We start from the raw sequence: 23,061 nt of genomic DNA, 5'->3' as shown, positions 1-23,061 counted from the left end.
ACATTTTTTGATACTTTCTACCCCGATATTGATCCAAAAGTGGCAACGAAGCCCAGCTAAATGAGGTTAAAAAGTGTTAAATGGTAAATCATTGAAGCATGATGCATTAATTTCGTCGTTGCATCGTATTGATGAAAATGAAGAATTTTAGAAGTTATATCTTTCTCATGCTTATTGCCCTTTTGGCATTGATAGCCTTCCAATGGTATTGGATAGAAAATGCTATGGCCATGAAAAGAGAGCAGTTTGATAAAAAAGTTGTTGAGGCCCTTAATTCAGCGGTTACTAAAATTGAAAAACAGGAGGTTATATTTCTTGCAGAGCAAAAGCTTAAAGAAAAGGAAAACCTAACTCTTGCCTCTTTAACTGAAGCACCAAAACCTCAAAAGGTACTCAAAAAAGTAAAAAAGCGGGTTCCGGTTAAGACAACTAAACCTTCAAAATCACCAAAACGAGAACAACCTGCGGTTCAACCACCAGCATCTTCAGCTATAGCTAAGAATGATTGCCTAATGCAAAATCCAAAATTTGTGGGTCAGGTACCGGTTTTTGAGAATCCACAGCAGGGGATAGTTTTTAACGACTTTTATGTAGAAGAAAGAAACCTCATGCCAGAAAATAGAATGAGGTTTATCAAAAGAATAGTAGCTGAGCAAAACCGTGTCCTTCAAAGGCTAAATCAACGAGCCGGAGAGTTTGATTTAAGAAATCGAAATATCAATGAGATCTTGTCAATTATTGATAACGAACTTCAATTGACTATTACCGCCAACGGACAGCAAATCATACCTTTTGCCAATAGACCAGGACCGCCACCTCCTAAGGGCGAGGGCGAGTATAACCTTCAATGGGTCTTAGCACCCGATGGTACGCCGGTATTGGTAGAAACCACCCCTTACCCGGGATATACCAAAGGCGACTCTGTCTTGCCAGCTGGTCTAAGATTAAATGTAAAACAAGATTCCGCTAAGAAGCCAAAAAAAAGATCTGTTGAACCCAAAAAGAATCAAGCTCCAGAAAAAAACCAGAAAGAGGAGGAGGTTCAATACGAGTGGGTGGAGGTAGAAGAGTATGTTGAAGATGAGTCAGAGTTGGTGAAGACAAAAAACAAAGCAGAACTGGTAAAAGACGTTTTTGCTGATTTTTTGCAGGGCAAAAGAGATATTCATGAACGCCTCAACAGAGAAATGCTTGATACACTTTTGGCGGATGAACTAACAAACAGAGGCATTTCCATTCCATATGAATATGGAGTGAAAGCAGAAGAAGAAATGGTATTTGCTTCCTTCGTCATCAATGACAATCCGGATCTCATTGACGACTCCTACCAGGTAAAACTATTCCCAAATGACGCTGTAAGCTCAGGGGAAAAACTATATGTGTATTTCCCTGAGAAAGAAAACTTCATTATGTCGAACATGTGGTCTGTTTTTGGCAGCTCAGCCTTTCTGGTTTTAATGATTGGCGGCCTGTTTATAGCATCGGTTAATACCATGATGAAGCAGAAAAAGCTTTCTGTGATTAAGAATGACTTCATCAATAATATGACTCATGAGTTTAAGACTCCTATCTCTACTATTTCCTTAGCGGTAGACGTGATGAAGGATAAAGTGATACAGGCTAACCCAGACAAGTATCTCAATATCATTAAAGACGAAAACACAAGACTTGCCGGTCAGGTAGAAAAAGTACTTCAAATGGCTCTTTTGGAAAAAGGTGAAGTAAAACTCAACCTTACAGAGGTAGATATGCATGAGGTTATTGAACAGGTAATTCAGAACCTTGGTGTACAGGTAGAACAGAAAGAAGGGGTGCTAGACCTGGAATTAAATGCAGAACACGCCGTAATGGATGCAGATGAGGTACACATGACAAACGTTATTTATAATCTCATCGACAATGCGAATAAATACTCTCCTGAAAAACCAGAGATCAAAGTCTCCACCGCAGATACCACTGAAGGACTTGAAATCTCTATCGAGGACAAAGGCCTGGGAATGAGTAAAGAAGAACTCAATAGAATATTTGAAAAGTTCTACCGCGTTTCTACCGGTAACTTACACGATGTCAAAGGCTTTGGACTCGGCCTGAGCTATGTCAAAAAAATGGTGAGTTTACACGGTGGAAAAATAAACGTCTACAGTAGCCCGGGAGAGGGCACTACGTTCGTTCTTAAGTTTGACAGACCACATTTAAGCTAATCAACTATACCAATGGAAAAGCAACTCAGAATATTACTTACAGAAGATGATCCAAACCTCGGAATGCTCCTTCAGGAGTACCTCAAAGCCAAAAACTATGATGTAGAGCTCGCCAGAGATGGCAATGAAGGACTTGATTTCTTCCTGAACAAAGGCAATTTTGACATGTGTATTCTGGATGTGATGATGCCTAAGAAAGATGGTTTTTCCCTGGCTAAAGAAATCAGGCTTAAAGATGCTAATGTGCCCATCATCTTTCTTACCGCAAAGTCAATGAAAGAAGATACCATACAAGGCTTCAAGAGTGGTGCTGATGATTATATCACTAAGCCCTTTAGTATGGAAGAGCTATTAATGAGAATTGCCGCCATTTTCAGAAGAGTGAATAAGCAAGAAGAGGAAGTAATACCGGCAGAATTTAGTGTAGGTCAATATACCTTTGACACTACTGCTCATAAACTCATTTTTAAGGGCGAATCTCAGAAACTTACTACAAAAGAATCTGAGCTCTTGAAGTTGTTTTGTCAGAATCTGAATAAGCCGGTGAGCAGAAGCCTGGCATTGAAGCTTATTTGGGGCGATGACTCCTATTTTAATGCCCGTTCTATGGACGTATATATCACCAAATTGAGAAAACATCTGAAGGGTGATGGTAATCTCCAGATTCTGAACTTACACGGCGAAGGCTTCAAGCTGATAACCGGTTGATAAAGAGAGGAAAAGACTGATATTTATTTGGGGAGCATTCTCCCCGTATTCAGGGAAGAAAAATGACTTTCAGAAGAATATTTTGCGAATAATAATCGTAAATTTGCAGCCATTATATCATTTTTAAAGACTAAAACCTCTAATGGCAGGAATCTTCAGCTTTCTTACGAGTGACATCGCTATCGATTTGGGTACAGCCAATACCCTGATTATCCACAACGACAAAATAGTAGTAGACGAACCGTCAATCATTGCATTAGACAAAGTTTCAGGTAAAGTGCTGGCTATAGGTCATAAGGCCATGCAAATGCACGAAAAAACCAATGAAAATATTAAGACGATCAGACCTTTGAAAGATGGTGTGATTGCCGACTTTACCGCTGCCGAACTGATGATCAGAGGTATGATCAAAATGATCAATACCGGAAGAAGCTGGTTCTTTTCTCCATCTCACAGAATGGTAATCTGTATTCCTTCAGGCATTACAGAAGTAGAAAAGAGAGCGGTAAAAGATTCTGCTGAACATGCAGGGGCCAAAGAGGTTTATATGGTTCATGAGCCTATTGCTGCGGCCATAGGTATTGGTATTGACATTGAGCAGCCAAATGGCTCTATGATCGTGGATATCGGAGGTGGTACTACTGAGATTGCCGTAATTGCTTTGTCTGGTATCGTTTGTGAAGCTTCAGTAAGAATTGCAGGTGATTTGTTCACCAGAGATATTGTAGACTACATGCGTAGAGAGCATAATCTGCTTATCGGTGAAAGGTCTGCTGAATCTATCAAGATACAGGTTGGTGCTGCCTTGCCAGATTTAGAAGACGCTCCTGCTGATATTGAGATCAGAGGTCGTGACTTAATGACTGGTATTCCAAAAGAAATCAAAGTGACTTATAGCGAGATCGCTTACGCTCTTGATAAGTCCATCTCCAAAATAGAAGAAGCCATCATGAGAGCATTAGAAATGTCTCCACCAGAGCTTTCTTCTGATATTTATGAAAACGGTATCTACCTAACGGGTGGTGGTGCTCTTCTTCATGGTTTAGATAAGCGTTTGGAGATCAAAACTAAACTTCCGATTCATGTAGCTGAAGATCCTCTGAAAGCTGTGGTTAGAGGTACAGGAGAGGTATTGAAAAATCTGGATAAGTTCCAGGCTGTTTTGGTTCACTAATTTGAAAAGTTGAGCCTATGTCTCAATTACTAGGGCTGCTTAACCGGGCCAAGTATTTTCTTTTATTCATTGTATTGGAGCTCATTTCGTTTTTCCTGATCAGGAAAAATAATGTGCAGTGGGATGTTACATTGTTTAACAGCAGTAATGCGGTTGTTTCTCGTATTTTGAAAGCTACTTACGGTGCAAAGGAATATCTGTATCTCAAAAAGGAGAACACCAGTTTAGCCCTAGAGAACAAGGCTCTAAGAAAACAACTGACTCAAGCTCAATTATTAGCAGAAGAAAGGCCAAATGGTTTTTATCTGGCAGACTCGATCTATGCCAATCGCTTTGATTTTACGCTGGCAAAAGTTGCGAATAGCACCACTGCCAGAACTAAGAACTACATTACACTTGATAAGGGTACTGCCGATGGCATAAAGCCGGGTATGGGTGTGATTGGACCCAAAGGTGTAGTGGGTCAGGTCAAATCCTGCAGTGAACATTTCTCAGTAGTTTACTCAATTCTTCACTCTGAGTTTAGGGTTTCATCAGAAGTGGTGAATAAAGAACTGAAAGCATCCGGTGAATCTGCCCTTGGGCTTTGTGTTTGGCCTGGTGAGTCCAGAAGTGTAGTAGATATGAACACCGTTGATAAATTTAAGCCGGTTTCTGTGAATGATAGTGTGGTTACTTCTTCTCAAAACCTGATTTTCCCTTCTGGTATTTTAGTCGGAAATGTGAAAAGTGTAGAGACGCCTACCAACGGTGCATTTCATACTATAGAGGTTAATCTTGCTACAGATTTTGGAGGCTTGACCTACGTATATATTATTGATAATAAATTATCTTCTGAACAAGAAGAACTAGAGGCGGAGGCTCTTGCCAATGAATAGTCAGGACATCTTAAGAGCAAGTGCGATTACCCTATTGTTTTTAATCCTTCAGGTATTTCTAGCCAGAAATCTTGTTCTTTTTGACGTAGCTTTCTGTTTTCTATACCTAATCATTATCCTTTGGCTTCCGGGTGAGATGGATACGCTTTGGGTTATTTTGATTAGTTTCGGAATTGGCCTATTTCTAGACATGTTCTACAATACAGCAGGGGTTCATGCCGCCGCATGTACTCTGGTAGGTTTTTTAAGAAAAACCATACTCAAAAGCTTTTTCCCGTCACGTGGTCTTGAAAACGAAATCAATACCAGTTTAAGAGAACTAGGACATCAGAGGTATCTGGCTTATATCTCAGCTATTATTTTGATTCATCATCTTGCACTATTCTTTATAGAAGCTGGTGGTGTACATCTCTTTACCCTTACGGTGATCAAAGTTTTTGCAAGTGTTTTGTTTACTGTTCTGGTCATTTACCTCGTTAGTGTATTTGCTAACAACCTATCCAGAGAATCTTAGAATGTTAAGATTAACTTATTTCCTTCTAGCATCCGTAGTACTTCTATGTTCCTGTGAACAAACGAAAAAAGTCGAGGAACCTGACCTTGAAGAAATTAAACGTTTAGAGCAAGCGAGAATTGATTCCATCAAAACGGCCATTCATTTTGAAGAAAAGAAGGTAACAGTTCTAAACGCCATTAATAAAAAACTGAAAGCGGGTTTTAATGGAGCTGTTTTGGTTCAACAAGCAGGCATCACCCTGCTTGATACTGCTGTGGGTATGGCAAGGATTAAGGACAATTTACCCCTAACAAACAACTCTGCCTTTCAGCTAGCTTCGCTTTCTAAAACTTTTACGGCTATATCCATCCTAAAATTGGTAGAGCAAGGTAAGCTAAACCTTAATCTGACCGTTAAAGATTACTATCCAGAGTTCCCGTATGATGGAGTCACCATAAGAAGCTTATTGAGTCACAGATCCGGACTACCTTATTACGAATACACTTTTGACCAGAAAGCTCGTCAGGAAAAGTCATATCCCAATAACCAGGAACTGATCGAGTGGTTTGCTCAGGCAAATCCCAGACCCAAACCATATAATTTACCCGACCACTATTTCTCTTATAACAATACCAATTTCGCCATCCTCGCGGCAATAGTAGAGAAAGTTTCAAAACAGGATTTTAATCATTTTTTAAGAGATGAGATATTTCAACCTTTGGGTATGAGCTCATCATTTACAGCTCGCGATTTAAATGATAGTATACCAAACGCCATTAGAACTTATGGGTACCAGAATGGACGCGAAATTCCTTTTGACATATATGATAATGTTCTGGGTGATAAAGGTGTATTTTCTACCACAGCAGACCTCTCAAAATGGTATCAGGCTTTAAGTCAAGAAAAGGTGGTTAGCAAGGAGATGCTTAGAGAGGCGTATACGCCTAGAAGTTTTGAATACCCTGGCCTCAGAAATTACGGCTACGGATTCAGGCTTTGGCTTAACGAAAAACAGCAAACCGATTATGTCTATCATACCGGCTGGTGGAAAGGTTATAACACCATTATGTTCTTTGATTTAAGAGAAGATTTTGTGATCATTTTGCTTAGCAATAAATACAATAGAAGCGTTTATCATATCAAAGAGGTGATAGATGCTCTTCATGGCGGAAAACGTGAAACTTCTGTTGAGGAAAATATCCTTGATGAGTAGTTAATAATCAATAGATTTGTAATTCTTAACCGATAAAATCATCTGATCTATCTAAGTATCAGATCTACAAAAAATATGAAAAATCTAGGTCTTTTAATTTTGGCTGTCTTTATAGTTGCCAGCTCATGTAGCCGGAAAACTCCTGAAGAATACGGACAGGTAACTAATAATCCTCAGTATTATCATGATGCCATTGATAAAGTTACTGAAGTGATTATTCATGATATCTTTTCGCCGCCTGTAGCAAGTAGAATTTATTCTTACTCTACACTTGCCGGATACGAAGCCTTAGCCCCATCTGATGAAAGATTTCAGAGTCTTGATGGACAGTTTAAAGATTTTGAAAATGTACCAAAGCCTGAGGAAGGCAAAGAGTATTGTTTTCCACTTGCCAGTATCAATGCCTTATTGACTGTTGCTCGTAGTCAAACCTTTACCGTTGACAAATACGATGAATTTGAAAACGGTGTATATGAAGACTTTAAAGAAGCCGGCGTACCATCAGATGTTTATGATAGATCAATAGAGTTTGGTCAGGCTATTGCCAATCACGTGATGGAGTTTGCCAAAGGTGATAATTATGCACAAACAAGAGGTTTAAGATATACGGTTAAAAGCGAACCGGGTTATTGGGTACCTACCCCTCCTCAATATGGAGACGCCATGGAGCCTTACTGGCATACAATTCGCCTTTCCGTTTTAGACTCTGTAAATCAGTTCCCCGCTCCTCCTTGCCCGGAATATTCTTTAGACAAAAACAGTGATTTCTGGAAAGAAGTCATGGAAGTATACAGAATTAATCAAAACATAACGGAGGATCAAAAAAACATGGCCTGGTTTTGGGATGATAATGCTTTTGTGATGAATGTTCAGGGGCATGTTATGTTTGCGAACAAAAAAATGACTCCTGGGGGGCATTGGATGGCTATTTGTAAAACGGTCTTGAAAGATCAAAAGAGAAGCTTATTGGAGAGTTCAGAGGCGTATATGTATACTGCCACGGCTTTACATGATGGGTTTATAACCTGTTGGAATGAGAAGTATTTAACTGAGAAAATAAGACCTGAAACTGTAATTAATGCCGAAATGGATGCAGATGATACTCCGTTTTTGCAGACGCCTCCCTTCCCGGAATATACGAGCGGTCATAGTACAATATCGGCTGCTGCCGCCGAGGTGCTAACCGGTTTGCTAGGGGATAATGTGGCTTTTACAGATTCTACAGAGTATCCTTACGGACACGGAGTGAAATCATTTCCGTCTTTCAGAGAAGCTGCCACTGCCTGTTCTTATAGTCGTATGTATGGAGGTATTCATTACAGAACTGCCGTAGAAGAAGGACAAACCTGTGGGATTCAGGTAGGTCAGTACATTCTAAATGCATTAAAGTCAAGAAAGGGAGACAATGTTAAAAAGTTAACTCAGGAAGAGATTTTAAATGATATAGAGTGGCTTGAGCCTGCTCGTAATCAGTATGATTTTTAGGGAAAAATCCTGAATTCTTGTTTTGGCCAGGCTTTATAAATGATCAGAAGGGTGGCGGGGATGATATAGTCTCCCATTCTCTCGATGGTTTCCAAAATATCAATGGCTTTGCCCGCAAAAGGGAAAACTAGTTCCCAGGCAAGTTTCCAAGCGAGAACAAAAGAAATAAGCTTAGGGGATCGGGGAAGAAGAAAAACGATTACTGCAAGAATTATTTCTGAAAGACCTATTAACTGAAGACTTGTGCTACTGATTGAAAGCCCTAAGTAATTAAGATGTGATTGAAGTAACAGACTTAGTTTAAATAGGGCCAAAGAGCCATGACCTGCTAATAACCAGAATAGAAAGAGCCTTAAAATAAATTCAAGCCCTTTGATTTGGCTTTCAGAAAAAGCAGGTAGAGGATTTAGCAAAACCCTGAGTTGTAAATTGTTCTTTGGAAACCCATAAAGAAACAAAAATGCAAAGGGAACACCATAGTTACCGGCTCTCTCAAAGAACTCAGACATTCCCATATTTGCAGACGGCCTTAAGAGAGCCGTGAAGGTTGTCCAAAAAGCAGCCCAAATAAGAAGTGCCCTGTTGGGCCGGTAAAAACAAAGAAATCCGGTCAAAACGTCTAGAAGACCAATAGCGGGCATGATCATGTACGCGGTGGAAGGATTAATAAAAAATACCTCAAAAAATGGTAACCAACCCTCTTTAGTGATAAGTCCCCACATACCATGACCTACAAAGCAACCTAGAATGCCAAAACGTAACAAGAAAAAGATCTTTTCTTCAGGGGCAGGTGCGTGTGAAAAAATATTGATAAGTGGCTGAAAACCTCGATTACTGTTAATGGGTTTCATAATCAAGAGAGTTTTGAAGTATGCATTATTTTTAACCTCATTGGCACGAAGTTAAGAACTCCCTTTTAGCTATAAAGGGGTATATGTTTCTTTCTGATCAAAATCACATTTATGGGTTGTCTATTGAAAAAATGACACTGCCCAGGTCGAATAGTGACATTTTGGCCTCTTCTTTGGCGACACTGCTTAAAAATGCAGCCATAATGGCAGTACAATTCATTTGGTACAGGAGTTGATCAAGGGTTCATGTATTCATTCATAAGAATTTTAACATTAAACAATAGAAAACATGAACACATTAGTAAAAGCTTACAGACCAAATTCATTTCCAACCTTATTCGATTCTCTGTTCAGTGATGTAGACTTCTTTGCAGATAACAGAGCCGGATTAAGCATGCCAGCAGTAAATGTTAAAGAAGATACCGAAGGCTTTACCATTGAACTTGCAGCTCCAGGAGTAAAGAAGGAAGATTTTAAAATCAACCTGGATGAAAAAGTTTTGACGATTTCTACCGAGTCTAAAAACGAGGAATCAGAAGAGAAAGAAAATTACACCAGAAAGGAGTTTAACTATTCATCTTTCAGCAGAACGTTCAGACTACCGAAGACCATTGATACAGACAAGGTAGATGCCAATCACGAAAATGGCGTACTTAAAATAACGCTTCCAAAGAAAGAAGAGGCTAAACCAAAAGAGCCGAGATTGATTACCGTTGGGTAATGGAACAGTATTTTTCAGTGAACAGCACCTTTCATGGTGCTGTTTTCATGTATACAGCTGTTAAATAATGTTAAGCCTTACTGCCTACATTGAATTTTAGGATGAGCGGTTTCGTTTAACAAGTACAAAAAAATACATTTGTCATAAGATTAACCTTAATTTAAAAGGCTTTAGAAAATGAAGAATAATATTAAAATCGTATTGATAGCCGTGCTTTGTTCTGTTGCTACATTGGCGGCTTACAAGATGCTAGGCTTTGAGGAAAGAGCAGTAGTTCTTAGCGAAGCATCATACACAGGCAGTTCTGACAGTGCGGCCCGACTTGTAAACTTTGCTAACCTACCAGCCTCTGCTCCCGGCGATTTTACTTACGCTGCTGGCACATCAGCCCCCGCAGTAGTTCATATTAAAGCCACGTCTGTAAGAGCTGTAAGACAGCAAAGACTTCCATCTATATTTGAAGACTTTTTTGGTTTTGATGATCAGTACTTTGGTGCACCAAGAAATCAACAACAACAATCTTCAGGATCTGGTGTTATTATTTCAGAAGACGGATACATTGCTACGAACAATCACGTAGTAGATGGTGCAGATGAACTGGAAGTAATCACCTACGATAAGAAAACATATACCGCTGAAGTGGTGGGCGTAGACCCATCGACAGATATAGCAGTTATTAAAATCAAAGAAAAGAACCTACCATCTCTTTCTTTTGCCAACTCAGATGAAGTTAAAGTAGGTGAATGGGTGTTGGCTGTAGGAAATCCATTTAACCTGGAATCTACCGTGACAGCCGGTATTGTGAGTGCTATTGGTAGAGACATAAGCATCTTGGCCAGAAGTTATCAGGAAAGATTAAACAGATCTGGTGTGGAAGGAGACAGCCCAATTGAGTCCTTTATTCAAACAGATGCAGCCGTAAATCCAGGTAATAGCGGTGGAGCTCTGGTAAACCTTCGAGGTGAACTTATAGGAATAAACACAGCCATTGCTTCTCCTAATGGAGCTTACGCAGGGTATGCCTTTGCCGTGCCTTCAGGAATTGTGAAGAAAGTAACCACAGACCTCATTAAGTACGGAAATGTGCAAAGAGGGTATCTCGGTCTACAACCTGTAGAACTCAATGATAAAAATGCAGAAGAATACGAGGTAAAACTTACAAGAGGGATTTATGTCAATGTAGTAACCGAAGATGGAGCAGCATATGATGTGGGAATTGAGCCGGGAGATGTTATTGTAGAAGTGGATGGAATCAAAACTGAAAGCGAGCCTAAGTTCAGAGAGATGATAGGCAGAAAACGTCCGGGCGAGAAGGTAAAAGTAAAAATCAACAGAGACGGCAAAGAGAAAACGTACACTGTAACGCTTCGTAACCGTGAAGGTGGTAAAAGTATACTAAAGAAAGAAACTGCGAGCTCTACAGTCTCTAAAATGGGCGTTAAAGTGAAGACCTTATCTTCTGATATGAAAAGCGAACTTGGCTTGAGAAACGGAGTACAAGTTGAGAAAATTTATCAGGCCGGTACCATTGCCAGAGACACTGACATCAGAGAAGGATTTATCATCACCAGAGTGGGTAGTGTCAAAGTAGACTCAGAAGACGAATTCAATAAGGCCATTGAAGATGCCGCTAAAGCAAAAGAAGACGGCGTATTAATCTGCGGGGTGTACAAAAACATGAGTAGAAACTTCTGCTATGGTGTTACGCTTTAAATGAGTAATCCTTAATACAAAAACCTCGCTTGAAATATCAAGCGAGGTTTTTTCTTTTCAGCCCTTACAAAAGAAAAGCCTGATCTTTACAGACCAGGCTTTTTTATACAAAATGGTGAATTGAATTACCCGATCACTACGTGAGCGAAAGAAGCAATCTTAAGACCTTTCTGAGTTTTCTCAAGAAGTTGAGCAATGTTTACAGAAGGATCTTTTACGAACTGTTGGTTCAACAAAGTATTTTCTTTGTAAAACTTGTTCAATTTACCCATAGCAATCTTCTCAAGCATTGCTTCTGGCTTACCTTCCTGACGAGCTTGCTCTTTTCCGATTTCAATTTCCTTTTCTACGATAGTAGGATCTACATCATCTTTGTCAAGACCAACAGGTTTCATTGCTACGATTTGCATCGCAACATCTTTACCTAATTCTTCAACATCAGCTCCATCTACATTTTCAAATGCTACTACTGCAGAAGCTTTGTTATTAGAGTGAATGTAAGCAACTACTTTCTCACCTTCAATGTGCTTATAAGTAGAAACGATCAACTTTTCACCGATTTTACCGATCAGCTCAGTTGTTGCTTCTGCTACAGTTCTGCCATCTTCAATAGCCGTTGTGCTTAATGTTTCTGCATCTTTAACATGATGCTTCACACCTGCCTGAAGAATAGCATTTCCTAGGTTATTAAAGTCTTCAACTTTAGACACTGGTTCAGTTTCACAAGCGAAAGCCAATATCTTAGCGGACTTACCGCTATCGCTTACATCTACCAATATTACACCCTCAGAAGTCTCGTTATCTGCTCTTTTAGCAGCTACTTTCTGACCTGCTTTTCTAAGGATTTCTACTGCTTTTTCAAAATCGCCTTCGGCTTCTGTAAGTGCTTTTTTACAGTCCATCATACCAGCACCTGTGGCCTGACGAAGTTTGTTTACATCTGCAGCTGTAATTTTCATTATTCTAGTTTTTTAATGTTTCTAAATGAGTAGCCCAAAGCATTAGCTTCGGGCCACTTTTGTTAAATATTTAGAGCGGCCAGACGACCAGCGGTATCTTAATTACTTACCACCGTCTAGTTCATCCTGCCATTTTTTAAGCTCATCCCACTTACCATCTGCAGCTAATTTAGCTTGCTCAGGCCAAGTTTTAGGATCGTGAGCAGCGAAGTTTCCTTCAGCAGCATCAAGAACTGCTTTTAGCTCATCAGCAGTTTTACCAGCGATAGCAGCAAAAGTCCCTAAGCCCGCTTCTGTAAATACAGAAGACATTTTAGGACCGATACCTTCAATCTTAGTTAAATCATCTGCCTTTGGAGCTTCAGCAGCAGGAGCAGCAGCCTCTACAGCAGCTTCCTCTTTCACCTCTACAGGTGCAGCTTTTCTTGGTCTTTTACCCGCAGTTTTCTCAGCTACATCTTCAGCCTTAGCATCTACAGCTTTTTTAGCTTCTTCAGCCTCTTTAAGTGCATTTGCTTCTTTGTCTTGCTTACGCTCAAGAATACCTTCTTCTACAGCTTTACCCATAGCCAAAGTAATTAATGAGATAGATTTGTAAGCATCATCGTTAGCCGGGATAGCGATATCAACATTCTCAGGGTTTGAGTTTGTATCTACCATTGCTACTACAGGAATACCTAGTCTTTTTGCTTCAGCAATAGCCAGGTGCTCACGCTTTATATCAATTACAAAAAGAGCAGCAGGAAGTCTTGACATATCAGAAACACCACCTAGAAGTCTTTCTAACTTCACGCGGTCTCTGTCTAGCATCAAACGCTCTCTCTTTGCCATGTTGCTTGCTGTTTTTTCATCAGCTAGCATACGCTCAATATTCTGAAGTTTTTTCAATGACTTACGAATCGTAGAGAAGTTGGTAAGCATACCACCTAACCATCTTTCAGTAACGAAAGGCATTTTTAATCTTTTTGCTTCTTCAGAAACAATCTCTTGAGCTTGTTTCTTAGTTGCTACAAACATCACCTTCTTTCCTGAACGAACCATGCCTTTTACAAAAGCCTGAGCTTGCTCAAGTGAAGTCAACGTCTTGTTAAGATCAATGATATGAATCCCGTTTTTCTCCATGAAGATATATGGAGCCATTCTCGGATCCCATTTACGGGTAAGGTGACCGAAGTGTACACCTGCATCTAGTAAGTCTTTGTACTGTAACTGTGCCATTTTTTGTTAGTTAAAAAGTTTGAATAAGCAGCCCCAACACATCGGACACGATAAGTGCTGAGCTGGACAATATTTGATATTGAAAGACAAATGACGAATCCCAAGATTCGCCATTCGATTTTCGTAAAATGATTAACGTTTCGAGAACTGGAATCTCTTACGTGCCTTACGACGTCCGTATTTCTTACGCTCAACCATTCTGGAATCACGAGTTAAGAAACCTTCTTTCTTCAACGGAGGTCTGTTATCAGCGTCTGCTTCTACAAGAGCACGAGAAATAGCCAAACGAACAGCTTCAGCTTGTCCGGCGATTCCACCACCTCTAACATTCACTTTCACATCATACTGACCACTCTTCTCAATTAGGTTGAAAGGTTGGTTCAGGATAATCTGAAGTACTTCTGTCGGGAAATATGTTTGTAGTTCACGTCCGTTTACAGAAATATCACCTTTACCAGGCTTCATGTAAATACGTGCAACGGCTGTTTTTCTTCTACCTACGGTATTGATAACTTGCATATGCTAATGTTTTTAAATTCTGAATTAAATTTCGATTGACTTTGGATTCTGTGCCTGGTGAGGATGCTCAGCACCTTCATACACGTACAGGTTTGTAAACTGCTGACGTCCCAGACGAGTTTTTGGAAGCATACCTTTAACAGCATACTCAACTACTCTTCTTCCGTCTTTCTCCATTAATTCACGTGGCGTAGCAAAACGCTGTCCACCCGGGTGACCCGTATGACGTACATACTGCTTGTCAGTCATCTTCTTACCCGTAAATTTCACTTTCTCAGCATTGATTACGATTACGTTATCACCACAATCTACGTGAGGGGTAAAATTAGTCTTGTTTTTACCTCTTAATATGCTGGCAATCTTACTGCTCAAACGACCAACAACCTGATCTTTGGCATCTACGATCACCCATTCTTTGTTGACTGTCTGCTTATTTGCAGAGATAGTCTTGTAACTTAATGTATCCACTTTAAATACGTTTAAACGTTTTGTAATAAAAACATTTGTCTCATCTCTACACTGCTATCCCAAAATTCACAGCATTTTGAATCCACATTTTCTGAAGTTGTAAGGTGCTGAAAACCAACACAAAAACCGGTTCGGAACTACCAATTTCTCCAACTTTGCTAATCCCTCGAAGTACGGGCGACTTCATGAAGGTGGTATTTTGGGGCTGCAAAGATAGAAATACCTTTTTTAGAAAGCAATATGGTTTTGCAAATAAATTACTCTTTTTGTGGGAGTTAGGGTTTCTGACAATCTTCTAGAAGACTTAAAGTTTATCTCAACATTTTATTTTCTTCAATTTATATATTACAATAGCCTCGAGTCAATGTTGAAGATTCACCTTTTGGGACATTTGACCATTTTACGAGGATTTACCCTGACTCTTCCAGATTTCCCATTTTTTCTCAAAGCTAAGTAGACAGAATACCCTACTTCCACAGCCATACTACTTTGATCTGTATAAATAAGTGGCATTGCTACTTCATCTTTGGTAAAGCCTAACTCAATTGAAGAAGCCTTAGAAAGCATATAACCCAAGCCAATCTTAGGAAAAACTCCGAAGGTGTACATTTGTCTGGGAAAGTAGGTATTGCTTAAATTATATTTGATAGACTTTATATCTAAAACTACAAATAAGGTTTTGGGGATTTCTCTTTGAAGAAGGCTCACCTTGTATCCTATTCCAAAGCCAGCAAAACCGTTAGAATTGATTTCATAAGTCAGATAGCCAACATTTTTAATACCCTTGTACTCTATGTAAGTTAAACCTACTTTGGCCAAAAGTGGCTGAAATGAAAGTGGGTATCCATTTGTGAACCTGGTATCGGAAGTAAACATTACTTCTTTTAAAAACTGCCCAAAGGCTATGTGGGATATAAAAATGAAATAGAAAGTCAATATTTTTTTCAAAGGTGCGAGTTTAGGTAACCCTCAAACGAGTACTACCTAGGCTTTAGTATCAAGATTCAGGGCCTTACTACTTATTCCCATGGCTTTAAGAAACACCAGTCCGAATCCAACAACAAATTGGCTTGAGAATACATTGAAAATTAAAAAAGCAGAACACAAGTGCTCTGCTTTTTTGACATATGATTTCAGCTTAATTAATGAATTAAGCCTTGTCTATTTCTACTACCCAGTCGTTTTGTTCTACAACTGTTCCTTCATTCAATTGAACCGAGGCGATCACACCAGCAAACGGTGCTGCAACGATTGATTCCATCTTCATGGCTTCAATGATGAACAGAGGCGTGTTCTTTTGAACTTCATCTCCTTTCTTCACCAATATTCTGGAAATTCTACCCTGAAGCGGAGCTCCAATATCACCCTCTTTGCTTACCTTCTTGTTTGTAGGTTTTACAACTTTCAGCGAGCGGTCTCTCACATTAATTCTACGGGTCTGGCCATTCAGCTCAAAACTCACAGAACGTTTTCCTTCTTCATCAGGCTCAGACATATGAAGATATCTCACCAGAATAGTCTTTCCTTCTTCAATCTTGATTAAGATCTCCTCGTTAGGGTGCAGACCATACCAGAAAGCCTGAGAAGGAATAATACTTACATCACCAAACTTGGCTCTGTTTTCGTGGAATTCTTCGTAAACCTTATCGTATAATTTATACGCCAGGAAGTCAAGGTAACCATCGCTACCCGGGAAGTCTTTCTCAAATTGCTTGAACTCCGCTTCCAGATCAATTGGCTCCATATGAGCATTTGGACGCTCAGTATATGGTTCAATATCTTTCAAGATAATCTTTTGAAGCTCCTTCGGAAATCCTCCAGGAGGCTGACCAAGGTCACCTCTAAAGAAGCCTTTTACAGATTCAGGGAAACTAATAGTATCACCTTTCTTGAAAATATCTTCTTCATTCAGGTCATTGGATGTCATGAACAGGGCCATATCGCCCACCACTTTTGATGATGGCGTCACTTTGACGATGTCACCAAACATCTTATTGACTACATGATAATTATGCTTTAAGTCATCAAACTTCTCGCCCAAGCCTAAAGAAATGGCCTGAGACTTAAGGTTTGAATATTGCCCTCCTGGCATTTCATGCTCGTAAACTTCTGCCGAACCAGATTTCAAACCAGACTCAAACGGAGCATACATAGCTCTTACATCTTCCCAGTAGTTACTGTATTGATTTAGTCTTGGCAAGTCTAATTCACATTCTCTTTCGTGACCCTTAAGCATGGCCGCTACAGAGTTGAAGTTTGGCTGTGAGGTCAAACCAGACAACCCTCCAAGTGCACAGTCAATAACATCAATACCGCTGTCAACAGATTTTAAGTAAGTAGCAGCCTGAATAGAAGAGGTATCATGTGTATGTAAGTGAACCGGTAGGTCAACTGCTTTTTTCAATTCTCTTACCAGAACTTCTGCCGCATTAGGCTTAAGAAGACCAGCCATATCTTTTATAGCAATGATATGAGCACCTTCGTCTTCTAACTGACGAGCCATATCCAGATAATACTGTAAAGTATATTTGGTCTGGTTAGGATCCATCATGTCACCTGTGTAACAGATGGCCGCTTCTGCCAATGAGTTTGTACGCTCACGTACCGTGCGAATACTCAACTTCATGGATTCAATCCAGTTAAGAGAGTCAAATATTCTGAAGACGTCAATACCGTTTTCGGCTGACTTTTCGATAAAGCTCTCTACTAAGTTATCTGGGTAGGCTGTATAACCAACAGCATTTGAGCCTCTCAAAAGCATCTGAAGAAGCATATTAGGCATGGCCTCTCTGAAAGACTGAAGTCTTCTCCATGGGCTTTCGTAAAGGAAACGCATAGCCACATCAAAAGTAGCTCCACCCCATACTTCCATTGAGAATAATTGAGGGAAGTCTTTGGCAAAACCTTCCGCCACCGCAAGCATATCCTGAGTTCTAACTCTTGTAGCTAGCAAGGACTGATGCCCATCTCTAAAGGTAGTATCTGTAAATAAAACCTGCTTTTGGTCTTTCACCCATTGAGCAAACTTATCTGCTCCCATAGAGTCAAGACGCTGCTTGTTTCCGTCAGGATACTCCTGGAACGGCTCAATTAAAGGAACCTTTGGTTGTGGGTAATCGATTTTGTCAATTTTACCCAGTGTTCTGTTTCCATTCACGATTACATCTGCAATCAGACGCATTGCTTTTGTAGATCTATCTTTCGGCTTAAATAAGTCGAGTAGTTCAGGGTGATTCTCAATGAATGATACCCTTGCTTTCCCTTGCTGGAACTCCGGGTGATTGATTACATTTCTTAGGAATGGAATATTGGTTTTTACACCTCTGATTCTGTATTCTACTAAAGTTCTTGCCAGACGTTGCGAAGCACCTTTCAATGTTCTGCCACGTGCGGTAACCTTAACAATCATGGAGTCAAAGAAAGGAGAGATTTTCATGCCCGGATAAGCCGAACCTTCATCTAAACGAATACCAAAACCTGCCGCATTTCTGTAGGCGATTAAGGTACCAAAGTCTGGCTTAAATCCATTGGCAGGATCTTCGGTGGTTACTCTACATTGAATAGCATAACCTTTCAAAGGAACTTCATCTTGGTTATGGATATAAATGCCGTTGTCTGACAGTTTATAACCCATAGCGATTAACAACTGAGAACGAACAATATCTACTCCCGTAACCTCCTCAGTAATGGTATGCTCTACCTGAATTCTAGGGTTAACCTCAATGAAGTAAACGTTCTCCTGCTTATCTACCAGAAACTCTACGGTACCGGCATTAGAATAGCCTACCTGCTTACCAATTTTTATGGCATAGTCATAAAGCTTTTGACGAGTTTCCTGCTTCAAACCAAACGATGGGGCAACCTCCACTACTTTCTGGAATCTACGCTGTACAGAGCAATCTCTCTCATACAGGTGAATAAGATTGCCATGCGTATCACCCAAAAGCTGAACTTCAAGGTGTTTCGGTTCAACCACAAATTTCTCTAAGAAAACGTCATCATTGCCAAAGGCCGTCTTGGCCTCATTCTTTGCTTCTGAGAATGCTTTCGGAAATTCTTCTTCGTTATTTACGATTCTCATACCACGGCCACCGCCACCGGCTACCGCTTTAACGATCATCGGGAAACCGATTTCTTTTGCTCTTTCAAGAGCAAAATCGACATCAGGAATTTCTTTTCTATAGTCAGGGATCAAAGGCACGCCAGCCTTGGTCGCCATATTTTTGGCAGCCTTCTTGTCACCCAGCTGATCCATCGCTTCTGCTGTAGGACCTACAAAGATGATTCCCTCTTCATTACATCTTCTTACCAGCTGTACGTTTTCAGAAAGGAAACCATAACCCGGGTGTATACCATCAATGTTCTTTTGTTTGGCAAGCTTGATGATTCCCTCAATATCTAAGTAAGGTTTTAAAGGGTCAGTCTCAGCACCGATCTGATAAGCCTCATCAGCCTTATATCTGTGCAGTGAGTATCTGTCTTCAAATGTGTAAAGTGCAACAGTGGTAATGCCAAGCTCTGAAGCTGCCCGCATAATACGGATGGCAATCTCACCCCTATTGGCAATTAATAATCTTTTGATCGGTTTTACGTACTCCTTCATTTTCTATAGATTTCCTTTGTCTAAAAGGTATTAACTGTATAAAATCTCACCAAGTTAGCTTTGAGAGCTACCTGAATCAATTATTGTATAAATTATCTCAAACTATTCTTTGAATAATCCAACGCACATTGGATTAATTTCAAAGCAACTTAACTCATAACTTTTGCAGGATTGCCAAAGACCGTTTTTCCTTCTTCCACATCCTCTATCACCACCGAGCCTGCTCCTATTCTAGCCCCTTCTCCTATCTTAATTCCCGACACCACGGTAACATTGGTTCCGATGAAAACTCCATTACCAATGACTGCTTTACTACCAATAACGGAACCTGGCCCAATATCGACTAAATCACCAACTGCAGCTTCTGCATCCACCACGGCATTGGCTCCCACCACACATAGATTCCCCAGTTGAGCATAGCCTCCAATTACAGATCCTGCAGATATCAGATTACCATGTCCAATAGCTGCATCTTCTGATACAGAACTACTTTTATGAATGGCACTGACCGGCATAACCTTACGCTTTGTATTGAGCATTTTGGCTAATCTGTCTCTATCTTCCTGATTTCTAACCGCTACGAATGACTGCGTTTTTTTGCCGATCAGTTTTAAAAATCCACCATCTTCGGTCTCACCAAGTACGCTTACACCCCCAAACTCCTGACCATGTAATTCTTTATTGTCATCAAGAATTCCGTAGATCAATACATCGTTACCATTAAAAATATCAAGAGCCGTTTTTCCTAAACTACCTGCCCCAAAAATTAAAACCGGATTATTCATTTCTTAATCGTTTTTTAAACTGCCAATATCTTTCTCTAAACTTCTCATTGGCAAAATTGAATAGAATGTGCAAAGCTAAATGTATTCTATCAGACTTCTGCTTACCGAAAATTGAAGATTCCAATTCGCGTACTGCCTGACTAACCTTATCGTCCTCCAAAAGATTCTCTATTTCAAGTGCCGTCATTGAAGTATAAGGGTGGTCTTCAATCCACTCCATATGTTCTCTCCACATGGTTAAGGCATTCTGAATAGAGTCAATGGTTGGTTCCTCTACTAAATACTTTTTAAACTCAACTTTAAAGCTTTGCTGCTTTTTTCTAAATCGATATTGCCGAAGCCATTTTTTCAATTGATTATTGAAAACCAAAGAAAGCAAAAAGAGGAAGAGAATCACTCCGATTAATATGATCTGCCATAGCTTTAGACTCTTGTTTTCATCAGTTTCGGTTATTTCATTGATCTCTTTTAATGACCGACTGTCCCCATTCTCTAGTAATAAAGATTGATAGAAAAGTGAATCTGTATTTGACAAGGCCGTTATAGTATCACCGTCAATATTCGCTTTCACTTCCAGAGCTAAGCTTTGAATAGAATCTATAGAAAAGCTTTGCAATGTATACACTACACTGTCCCTGCTTACAGTGTCCTTAGTAAGAGTAGGAAATGCTTCTTTTGAGATAAACTCAAAGGGGCTAAAATTTGAAGTGCTTTCAGGGAAAAAAACATCCACTGAAGGCGAATGATAAAAAGTCAGTGAAGCTTTGATACTATGACCCAGCGAAACACTGTCCTGCTGAAAAGACAAAATGGGGCTTTGACCTTTGGCAATGCCAAAAGTAAAGGACATTAGAAAAAAGAAAATGATTCTATTTCTCAATTTTATCTTAATCTGAATAAATCAACTAAACGCGTTACGAAATCCTCATCAGAAGAAATCTCTAAGTAATTGGCATCATACTTACGGCAAAGCGTACGCAGCTCCTCAGATTTTTCTTCAAACTCTAAGCGAAGGCTTTCTCTGAAATCACGAGAAGAAGTCCTCACCCATCTGGTAGTCCCTCTTTCCTGATCTTCAATTGGAATAATACCCAAAGAAGGCAAACCGAGCTCTCGTTTATCATACAAATGAATTACAACCAAATCATGGTTTTTTGCCAGTGCCTTTAAGTTTTGTTGATACCCATCATCCCTGAAGTCAGAGATAAGAATCATCACACTTTTCCTTTTGAGAATATTTAGGGCAAACTTAATAGCACCCGAGATGTCTGTGACCTTTGATTCAGGCTCAAGCTGAAAAAGCTTCAAGATAAATTTGTAGGCAAATTTGATCCCACTTTGGGGTTTGAGGTAAAGTTCTTTTTGATCTGAGAAACAATATAAACCAACATGGCTCGACTCCTTTAAAGCAGAAAGGGCAAGTGTACCACAGATTTCTTTTGCTCTGTCTATTTTCAGTTTGCCCCTTTTTCCTACCTCTTGCGAAGCACTCACATCGAGCAGAAAAAATACTGTTTGTTCTTTCTCCTCCTTGAAAATCTTAACGTAAGCTCCCTGACCTTTGGCCGTTGTAATCCAGTCAATAGTTCTGACGTCGTCACCGTATTGATAAGTACGCAGATCGGCAAACTCCAAACCGGAGCCCTTAAAGATGGAAGAGAAATTGCCGTGCATTTGAGAATTCACCGCCTTTCTGATCCTGATCTCAAACTTATCCAGCCTTGAAAATATCTCCCTCACCTCAGATTAAGTTTTTTTATGCCTTAGAGAACAGCCTCTTTGTGTACATTTGTTTCGTGTAAAGGTAACGCAGCTATTGCTCATTTAGAAATGAACAACGTTTCAAAAGGTCTACTCGTATTACTTCTGTTCACTCTTGGCATTCTGGCCTGCAGAGACTCTTCGGTTCCGGAGAATCTTATTGAAGAAGACGAAATGGTAGAAATTTTAACAGAATTACAAAAAACAGAATCAGAACTAAGCAGGCTAAACCTCAAAAGTTATGACTCAGCAGTGGTGGCAATGGACTACCTCAGAGGGCAGATATTAAAAGAAAGAGGAGAAGATACTTCATCCTATTTTGCCAGCTATGATTATTATGGAAGCAGGCCAAAAGAATTTGCCCGAATTTTTGAAAGAGTGGAAGAACGCTTAAAAGACCTGGAAGCAGAACAATCTGAAGGCACTATTTACAGAAAAGAGTCTGAAGGCAGAGACTAATCACTTATAAGACGTATGAAAGAAAACCTTGTCATCATACCCACCTATAACGAGAAAGAAAATGTTGAATCCATTATCAGGGCAGTTCTAAAGTTAGCAGACCCTTTTCATATTCTAATCGTAGATGATGGTTCTCCGGATGGTACAGGGCAAATCGTCAAAAACTTACAAAACGAGTTTACCGATAAATTACACTTACTGGAGAGGTCTGGTAAATTAGGACTAGGCACTGCTTACATTACAGGTTTTAAATGGGCGTTAGAAGAAGGCTACAAGTATATTTTTGAGATGGATGCCGATTTTTCTCATGACCCTAAAGACCTGGTTCGCTTATACCACACATGTAAAATTGAAGGTTTAGATGTGGCCATCGGCTCACGCTATATTACGGGTGTAAATGTTGTTAACTGGCCCATGGGTAGAGTATTGATGTCTTACTTTGCTGGTGTTTATGTCAGGTTAATCACCCGAATGCCGATCATGGACCCTACAGGTGGGTTTATCTGCTACACCAAGGAAGTTTTACAAACGATCAATCTGGACAAAATTACATTTGTGGGCTATGCTTTTCAGATAGAGATGAAGTTCAATGCCTATCTCCATAAATTTAATATCAAGGAAATACCCATCATTTTTACCGATCGAACAAAAGGAACTTCAAAAATGTCATCGGGAATTTTCAAAGAGGCCATTTTTGGTGTAGTTATGATGAAAGTCTGGAGCCTTTTCAGAAAGTTTAATCCTGCCCCCAAGTCCTAAATTCAATTGATTTTCAAGGCTTTTTTATAGTTCTACAAAAAAAACTTTTGCTTTACTGAACACCGTTCATTTTATTTGTGATGTTAAGTA

Annotated in this window: 21 protein-coding genes and 1 pseudogene; 11 read left to right on the top strand and 11 right to left on the bottom strand. The window is 39.8% G+C overall.

The genetic code is table 11. The features are described 5' to 3' along the window. Nucleotides 1-137 precede the first annotated feature (137 nt). The 7 genes from ACUXV0_RS12740 to ACUXV0_RS12710 all read left to right on the top strand — a co-directional run bounded on the left by ACUXV0_RS12740 (nucleotide 138) and on the right by ACUXV0_RS12710 (nucleotide 8,155). A complete protein-coding gene (locus tag ACUXV0_RS12740) occupies nucleotides 138-2,201 on the top strand; it encodes a sensor histidine kinase (protein WP_446189943.1) in 2,064 nt (687 codons plus the stop codon). A gap of 12 nt (nucleotides 2,202-2,213) precedes the next feature. Next, nucleotides 2,214-2,909: a response regulator transcription factor gene (locus ACUXV0_RS12735; RefSeq protein ID WP_446189942.1), complete on the top strand. Its 696-nt coding sequence runs from the start codon at nucleotides 2,214-2,216 to the stop codon at nucleotides 2,907-2,909. A gap of 142 nt (nucleotides 2,910-3,051) precedes the next feature. Continuing rightward, nucleotides 3,052-4,083 carry a rod shape-determining protein gene (locus ACUXV0_RS12730; protein ID WP_446189941.1) on the top strand — a complete coding sequence of 344 codons (1,032 nt, stop codon included), beginning with the start codon at nucleotides 3,052-3,054 and terminating at the stop codon, nucleotides 4,081-4,083. A 17-nt stretch (nucleotides 4,084-4,100) separates the two neighbouring features. Beyond that, complete coding sequence (gene mreC / locus ACUXV0_RS12725; protein WP_446189940.1) at nucleotides 4,101-4,961, top strand: rod shape-determining protein MreC; 861 nt, start codon at nucleotides 4,101-4,103, stop codon at nucleotides 4,959-4,961. Next, nucleotides 4,954-5,475 carry a hypothetical protein gene (locus tag ACUXV0_RS12720; RefSeq protein ID WP_446189939.1) on the top strand — a complete coding sequence of 174 codons (522 nt, stop codon included), beginning with the start codon at nucleotides 4,954-4,956 and terminating at the stop codon, nucleotides 5,473-5,475. The genes mreC and ACUXV0_RS12720 overlap by 8 nt, the downstream gene beginning before the upstream one ends. Nucleotide 5,476: 1 nt before the next feature. Then, entirely contained in the window at nucleotides 5,477-6,670 is a 1,194-nt protein-coding gene (locus tag ACUXV0_RS12715) for a serine hydrolase domain-containing protein (RefSeq protein WP_446189938.1), read from the top strand. A gap of 75 nt (nucleotides 6,671-6,745) precedes the next feature. After that, nucleotides 6,746-8,155: a vanadium-dependent haloperoxidase gene (locus ACUXV0_RS12710; RefSeq protein ID WP_446189937.1), complete on the top strand. Its 1,410-nt coding sequence runs from the start codon at nucleotides 6,746-6,748 to the stop codon at nucleotides 8,153-8,155. Here ACUXV0_RS12710 and ACUXV0_RS12705 read toward each other — a convergent pair. Beyond that, nucleotides 8,152-9,006, bottom strand: coding sequence for a hypothetical protein (locus tag ACUXV0_RS12705; RefSeq protein WP_446189936.1), 855 nt, complete (start codon nucleotides 9,004-9,006; stop codon nucleotides 8,152-8,154). The two genes, ACUXV0_RS12710 and ACUXV0_RS12705, sit on opposite strands and share 4 nt — an antisense overlap. Nucleotides 9,007-9,295: 289 nt before the next feature. Here ACUXV0_RS12705 and ACUXV0_RS12700 point away from each other — a divergent pair, with 289 nt between their 5' ends. Beyond that, on the top strand, nucleotides 9,296-9,727 hold the full coding sequence (locus tag ACUXV0_RS12700) for an Hsp20/alpha crystallin family protein (RefSeq protein WP_446189935.1): 432 nt from the start codon (nucleotides 9,296-9,298) through the stop codon (nucleotides 9,725-9,727). Between the two features lie 177 nt (nucleotides 9,728-9,904). Beyond that, the gene (locus ACUXV0_RS12695; RefSeq protein WP_446189934.1) at nucleotides 9,905-11,440 is read left to right on the top strand and encodes a Do family serine endopeptidase; all 1,536 of its coding nucleotides are present in this window, start codon (nucleotides 9,905-9,907) and stop codon (nucleotides 11,438-11,440) included. 125 nt (nucleotides 11,441-11,565) lie between these two features. On the opposite strand, the gene tsf is transcribed toward ACUXV0_RS12695, so the two are convergent. The 10 genes and pseudogenes from tsf to ACUXV0_RS12645 all read right to left on the bottom strand — a co-directional run bounded on the left by tsf (nucleotide 11,566) and on the right by ACUXV0_RS12645 (nucleotide 21,732). Then, nucleotides 11,566-12,399 carry a translation elongation factor Ts gene (tsf, locus tag ACUXV0_RS12690; protein WP_446189933.1) on the bottom strand — a complete coding sequence of 278 codons (834 nt, stop codon included), beginning with the start codon at nucleotides 12,397-12,399 and terminating at the stop codon, nucleotides 11,566-11,568. A gap of 393 nt (nucleotides 12,400-12,792) precedes the next feature. Further along, nucleotides 12,793-13,617, bottom strand: a pseudogene (rpsB, locus tag ACUXV0_RS12685) (30S ribosomal protein S2); the annotation flags it as partial. Between the two features lie 132 nt (nucleotides 13,618-13,749). Then, nucleotides 13,750-14,136 (bottom strand): 30S ribosomal protein S9, encoded by a 387-nt coding sequence (gene rpsI / locus ACUXV0_RS12680; RefSeq protein WP_446189932.1) that lies wholly within the window; start codon nucleotides 14,134-14,136, stop codon nucleotides 13,750-13,752. A gap of 24 nt (nucleotides 14,137-14,160) precedes the next feature. Continuing rightward, entirely contained in the window at nucleotides 14,161-14,604 is a 444-nt protein-coding gene (gene rplM, locus ACUXV0_RS12675; protein ID WP_446189931.1) for a 50S ribosomal protein L13, read from the bottom strand. Nucleotides 14,605-14,650: 46 nt separating this feature from the next. Then, nucleotides 14,651-14,791, bottom strand: coding sequence for a hypothetical protein (locus ACUXV0_RS12670; RefSeq protein ID WP_446189930.1), 141 nt, complete (start codon nucleotides 14,789-14,791; stop codon nucleotides 14,651-14,653). Between the two features lie 188 nt (nucleotides 14,792-14,979). Continuing rightward, nucleotides 14,980-15,552: a hypothetical protein gene (locus tag ACUXV0_RS12665; protein WP_446189929.1), complete on the bottom strand. Its 573-nt coding sequence runs from the start codon at nucleotides 15,550-15,552 to the stop codon at nucleotides 14,980-14,982. A gap of 202 nt (nucleotides 15,553-15,754) precedes the next feature. After that, the gene (locus tag ACUXV0_RS12660; protein WP_446189928.1) at nucleotides 15,755-19,207 is read right to left on the bottom strand and encodes a pyruvate carboxylase; all 3,453 of its coding nucleotides are present in this window, start codon (nucleotides 19,205-19,207) and stop codon (nucleotides 15,755-15,757) included. A 149-nt stretch (nucleotides 19,208-19,356) separates the two neighbouring features. Then, nucleotides 19,357-19,992 carry a NeuD/PglB/VioB family sugar acetyltransferase gene (locus tag ACUXV0_RS12655; protein WP_446189927.1) on the bottom strand — a complete coding sequence of 212 codons (636 nt, stop codon included), beginning with the start codon at nucleotides 19,990-19,992 and terminating at the stop codon, nucleotides 19,357-19,359. Next, nucleotides 19,985-20,842 (bottom strand): hypothetical protein, encoded by an 858-nt coding sequence (locus ACUXV0_RS12650; protein ID WP_446189926.1) that lies wholly within the window; start codon nucleotides 20,840-20,842, stop codon nucleotides 19,985-19,987. Before ACUXV0_RS12650 ends, ACUXV0_RS12655 begins: the two co-directional genes overlap by 8 nt. Nucleotides 20,843-20,874: 32 nt before the next feature. Next, complete coding sequence (locus tag ACUXV0_RS12645; protein ID WP_446189925.1) at nucleotides 20,875-21,732, bottom strand: DUF58 domain-containing protein; 858 nt, start codon at nucleotides 21,730-21,732, stop codon at nucleotides 20,875-20,877. A 90-nt stretch (nucleotides 21,733-21,822) separates the two neighbouring features. On the opposite strand from ACUXV0_RS12645, the gene ACUXV0_RS12640 reads away from it, so the two are divergent. Both ACUXV0_RS12640 and ACUXV0_RS12635 read left to right on the top strand, forming a co-directional pair. Then, entirely contained in the window at nucleotides 21,823-22,212 is a 390-nt protein-coding gene (locus ACUXV0_RS12640) for a DUF4296 domain-containing protein (protein ID WP_446189924.1), read from the top strand. A 15-nt stretch (nucleotides 22,213-22,227) separates the two neighbouring features. Then, on the top strand, nucleotides 22,228-22,971 hold the full coding sequence (locus tag ACUXV0_RS12635; RefSeq protein ID WP_446189923.1) for a polyprenol monophosphomannose synthase: 744 nt from the start codon (nucleotides 22,228-22,230) through the stop codon (nucleotides 22,969-22,971). Nucleotides 22,972-23,061 lie beyond the last annotated feature (90 nt).

This window comes from Jiulongibacter sp. NS-SX5 (genome assembly GCF_052828545.1).
The sequence above is the reverse complement of the archived record's forward strand: the minus strand, read 5'-3'. Positions and strand labels throughout refer to the sequence as shown.

Coding starts and splice junctions, on each gene's coding strand:
- mreC (WP_446189940.1), top strand. CDS start 4,101: ATGTCTCAATTACTAGGGCTGCTTAACCGGGCCAAGTATTTTCTTTTA.
- ACUXV0_RS12655 (WP_446189927.1), bottom strand. CDS start 19,992: ATGAATAATCCGGTTTTAATTTTTGGGGCAGGTAGTTTAGGAAAAACG.
- ACUXV0_RS12720 (WP_446189939.1), top strand. CDS start 4,954: ATGAATAGTCAGGACATCTTAAGAGCAAGTGCGATTACCCTATTGTTT.
- ACUXV0_RS12640 (WP_446189924.1), top strand. CDS start 21,823: ATGAACAACGTTTCAAAAGGTCTACTCGTATTACTTCTGTTCACTCTT.
- ACUXV0_RS12695 (WP_446189934.1), top strand. CDS start 9,905: ATGAAGAATAATATTAAAATCGTATTGATAGCCGTGCTTTGTTCTGTT.
- ACUXV0_RS12700 (WP_446189935.1), top strand. CDS start 9,296: ATGAACACATTAGTAAAAGCTTACAGACCAAATTCATTTCCAACCTTA.
- ACUXV0_RS12715 (WP_446189938.1), top strand. CDS start 5,477: ATGTTAAGATTAACTTATTTCCTTCTAGCATCCGTAGTACTTCTATGT.
- ACUXV0_RS12705 (WP_446189936.1), bottom strand. CDS start 9,006: ATGAAACCCATTAACAGTAATCGAGGTTTTCAGCCACTTATCAATATT.
- ACUXV0_RS12735 (WP_446189942.1), top strand. CDS start 2,214: ATGGAAAAGCAACTCAGAATATTACTTACAGAAGATGATCCAAACCTC.
- tsf (WP_446189933.1), bottom strand. CDS start 12,399: ATGAAAATTACAGCTGCAGATGTAAACAAACTTCGTCAGGCCACAGGT.
- rpsI (WP_446189932.1), bottom strand. CDS start 14,136: ATGCAAGTTATCAATACCGTAGGTAGAAGAAAAACAGCCGTTGCACGT.
- ACUXV0_RS12670 (WP_446189930.1), bottom strand. CDS start 14,791: ATGAAGTCGCCCGTACTTCGAGGGATTAGCAAAGTTGGAGAAATTGGT.
- ACUXV0_RS12635 (WP_446189923.1), top strand. CDS start 22,228: ATGAAAGAAAACCTTGTCATCATACCCACCTATAACGAGAAAGAAAAT.
- ACUXV0_RS12740 (WP_446189943.1), top strand. CDS start 138: ATGAAGAATTTTAGAAGTTATATCTTTCTCATGCTTATTGCCCTTTTG.
- ACUXV0_RS12650 (WP_446189926.1), bottom strand. CDS start 20,842: ATGTCCTTTACTTTTGGCATTGCCAAAGGTCAAAGCCCCATTTTGTCT.
- ACUXV0_RS12730 (WP_446189941.1), top strand. CDS start 3,052: ATGGCAGGAATCTTCAGCTTTCTTACGAGTGACATCGCTATCGATTTG.
- ACUXV0_RS12710 (WP_446189937.1), top strand. CDS start 6,746: ATGAAAAATCTAGGTCTTTTAATTTTGGCTGTCTTTATAGTTGCCAGC.
- ACUXV0_RS12660 (WP_446189928.1), bottom strand. CDS start 19,207: ATGAAGGAGTACGTAAAACCGATCAAAAGATTATTAATTGCCAATAGG.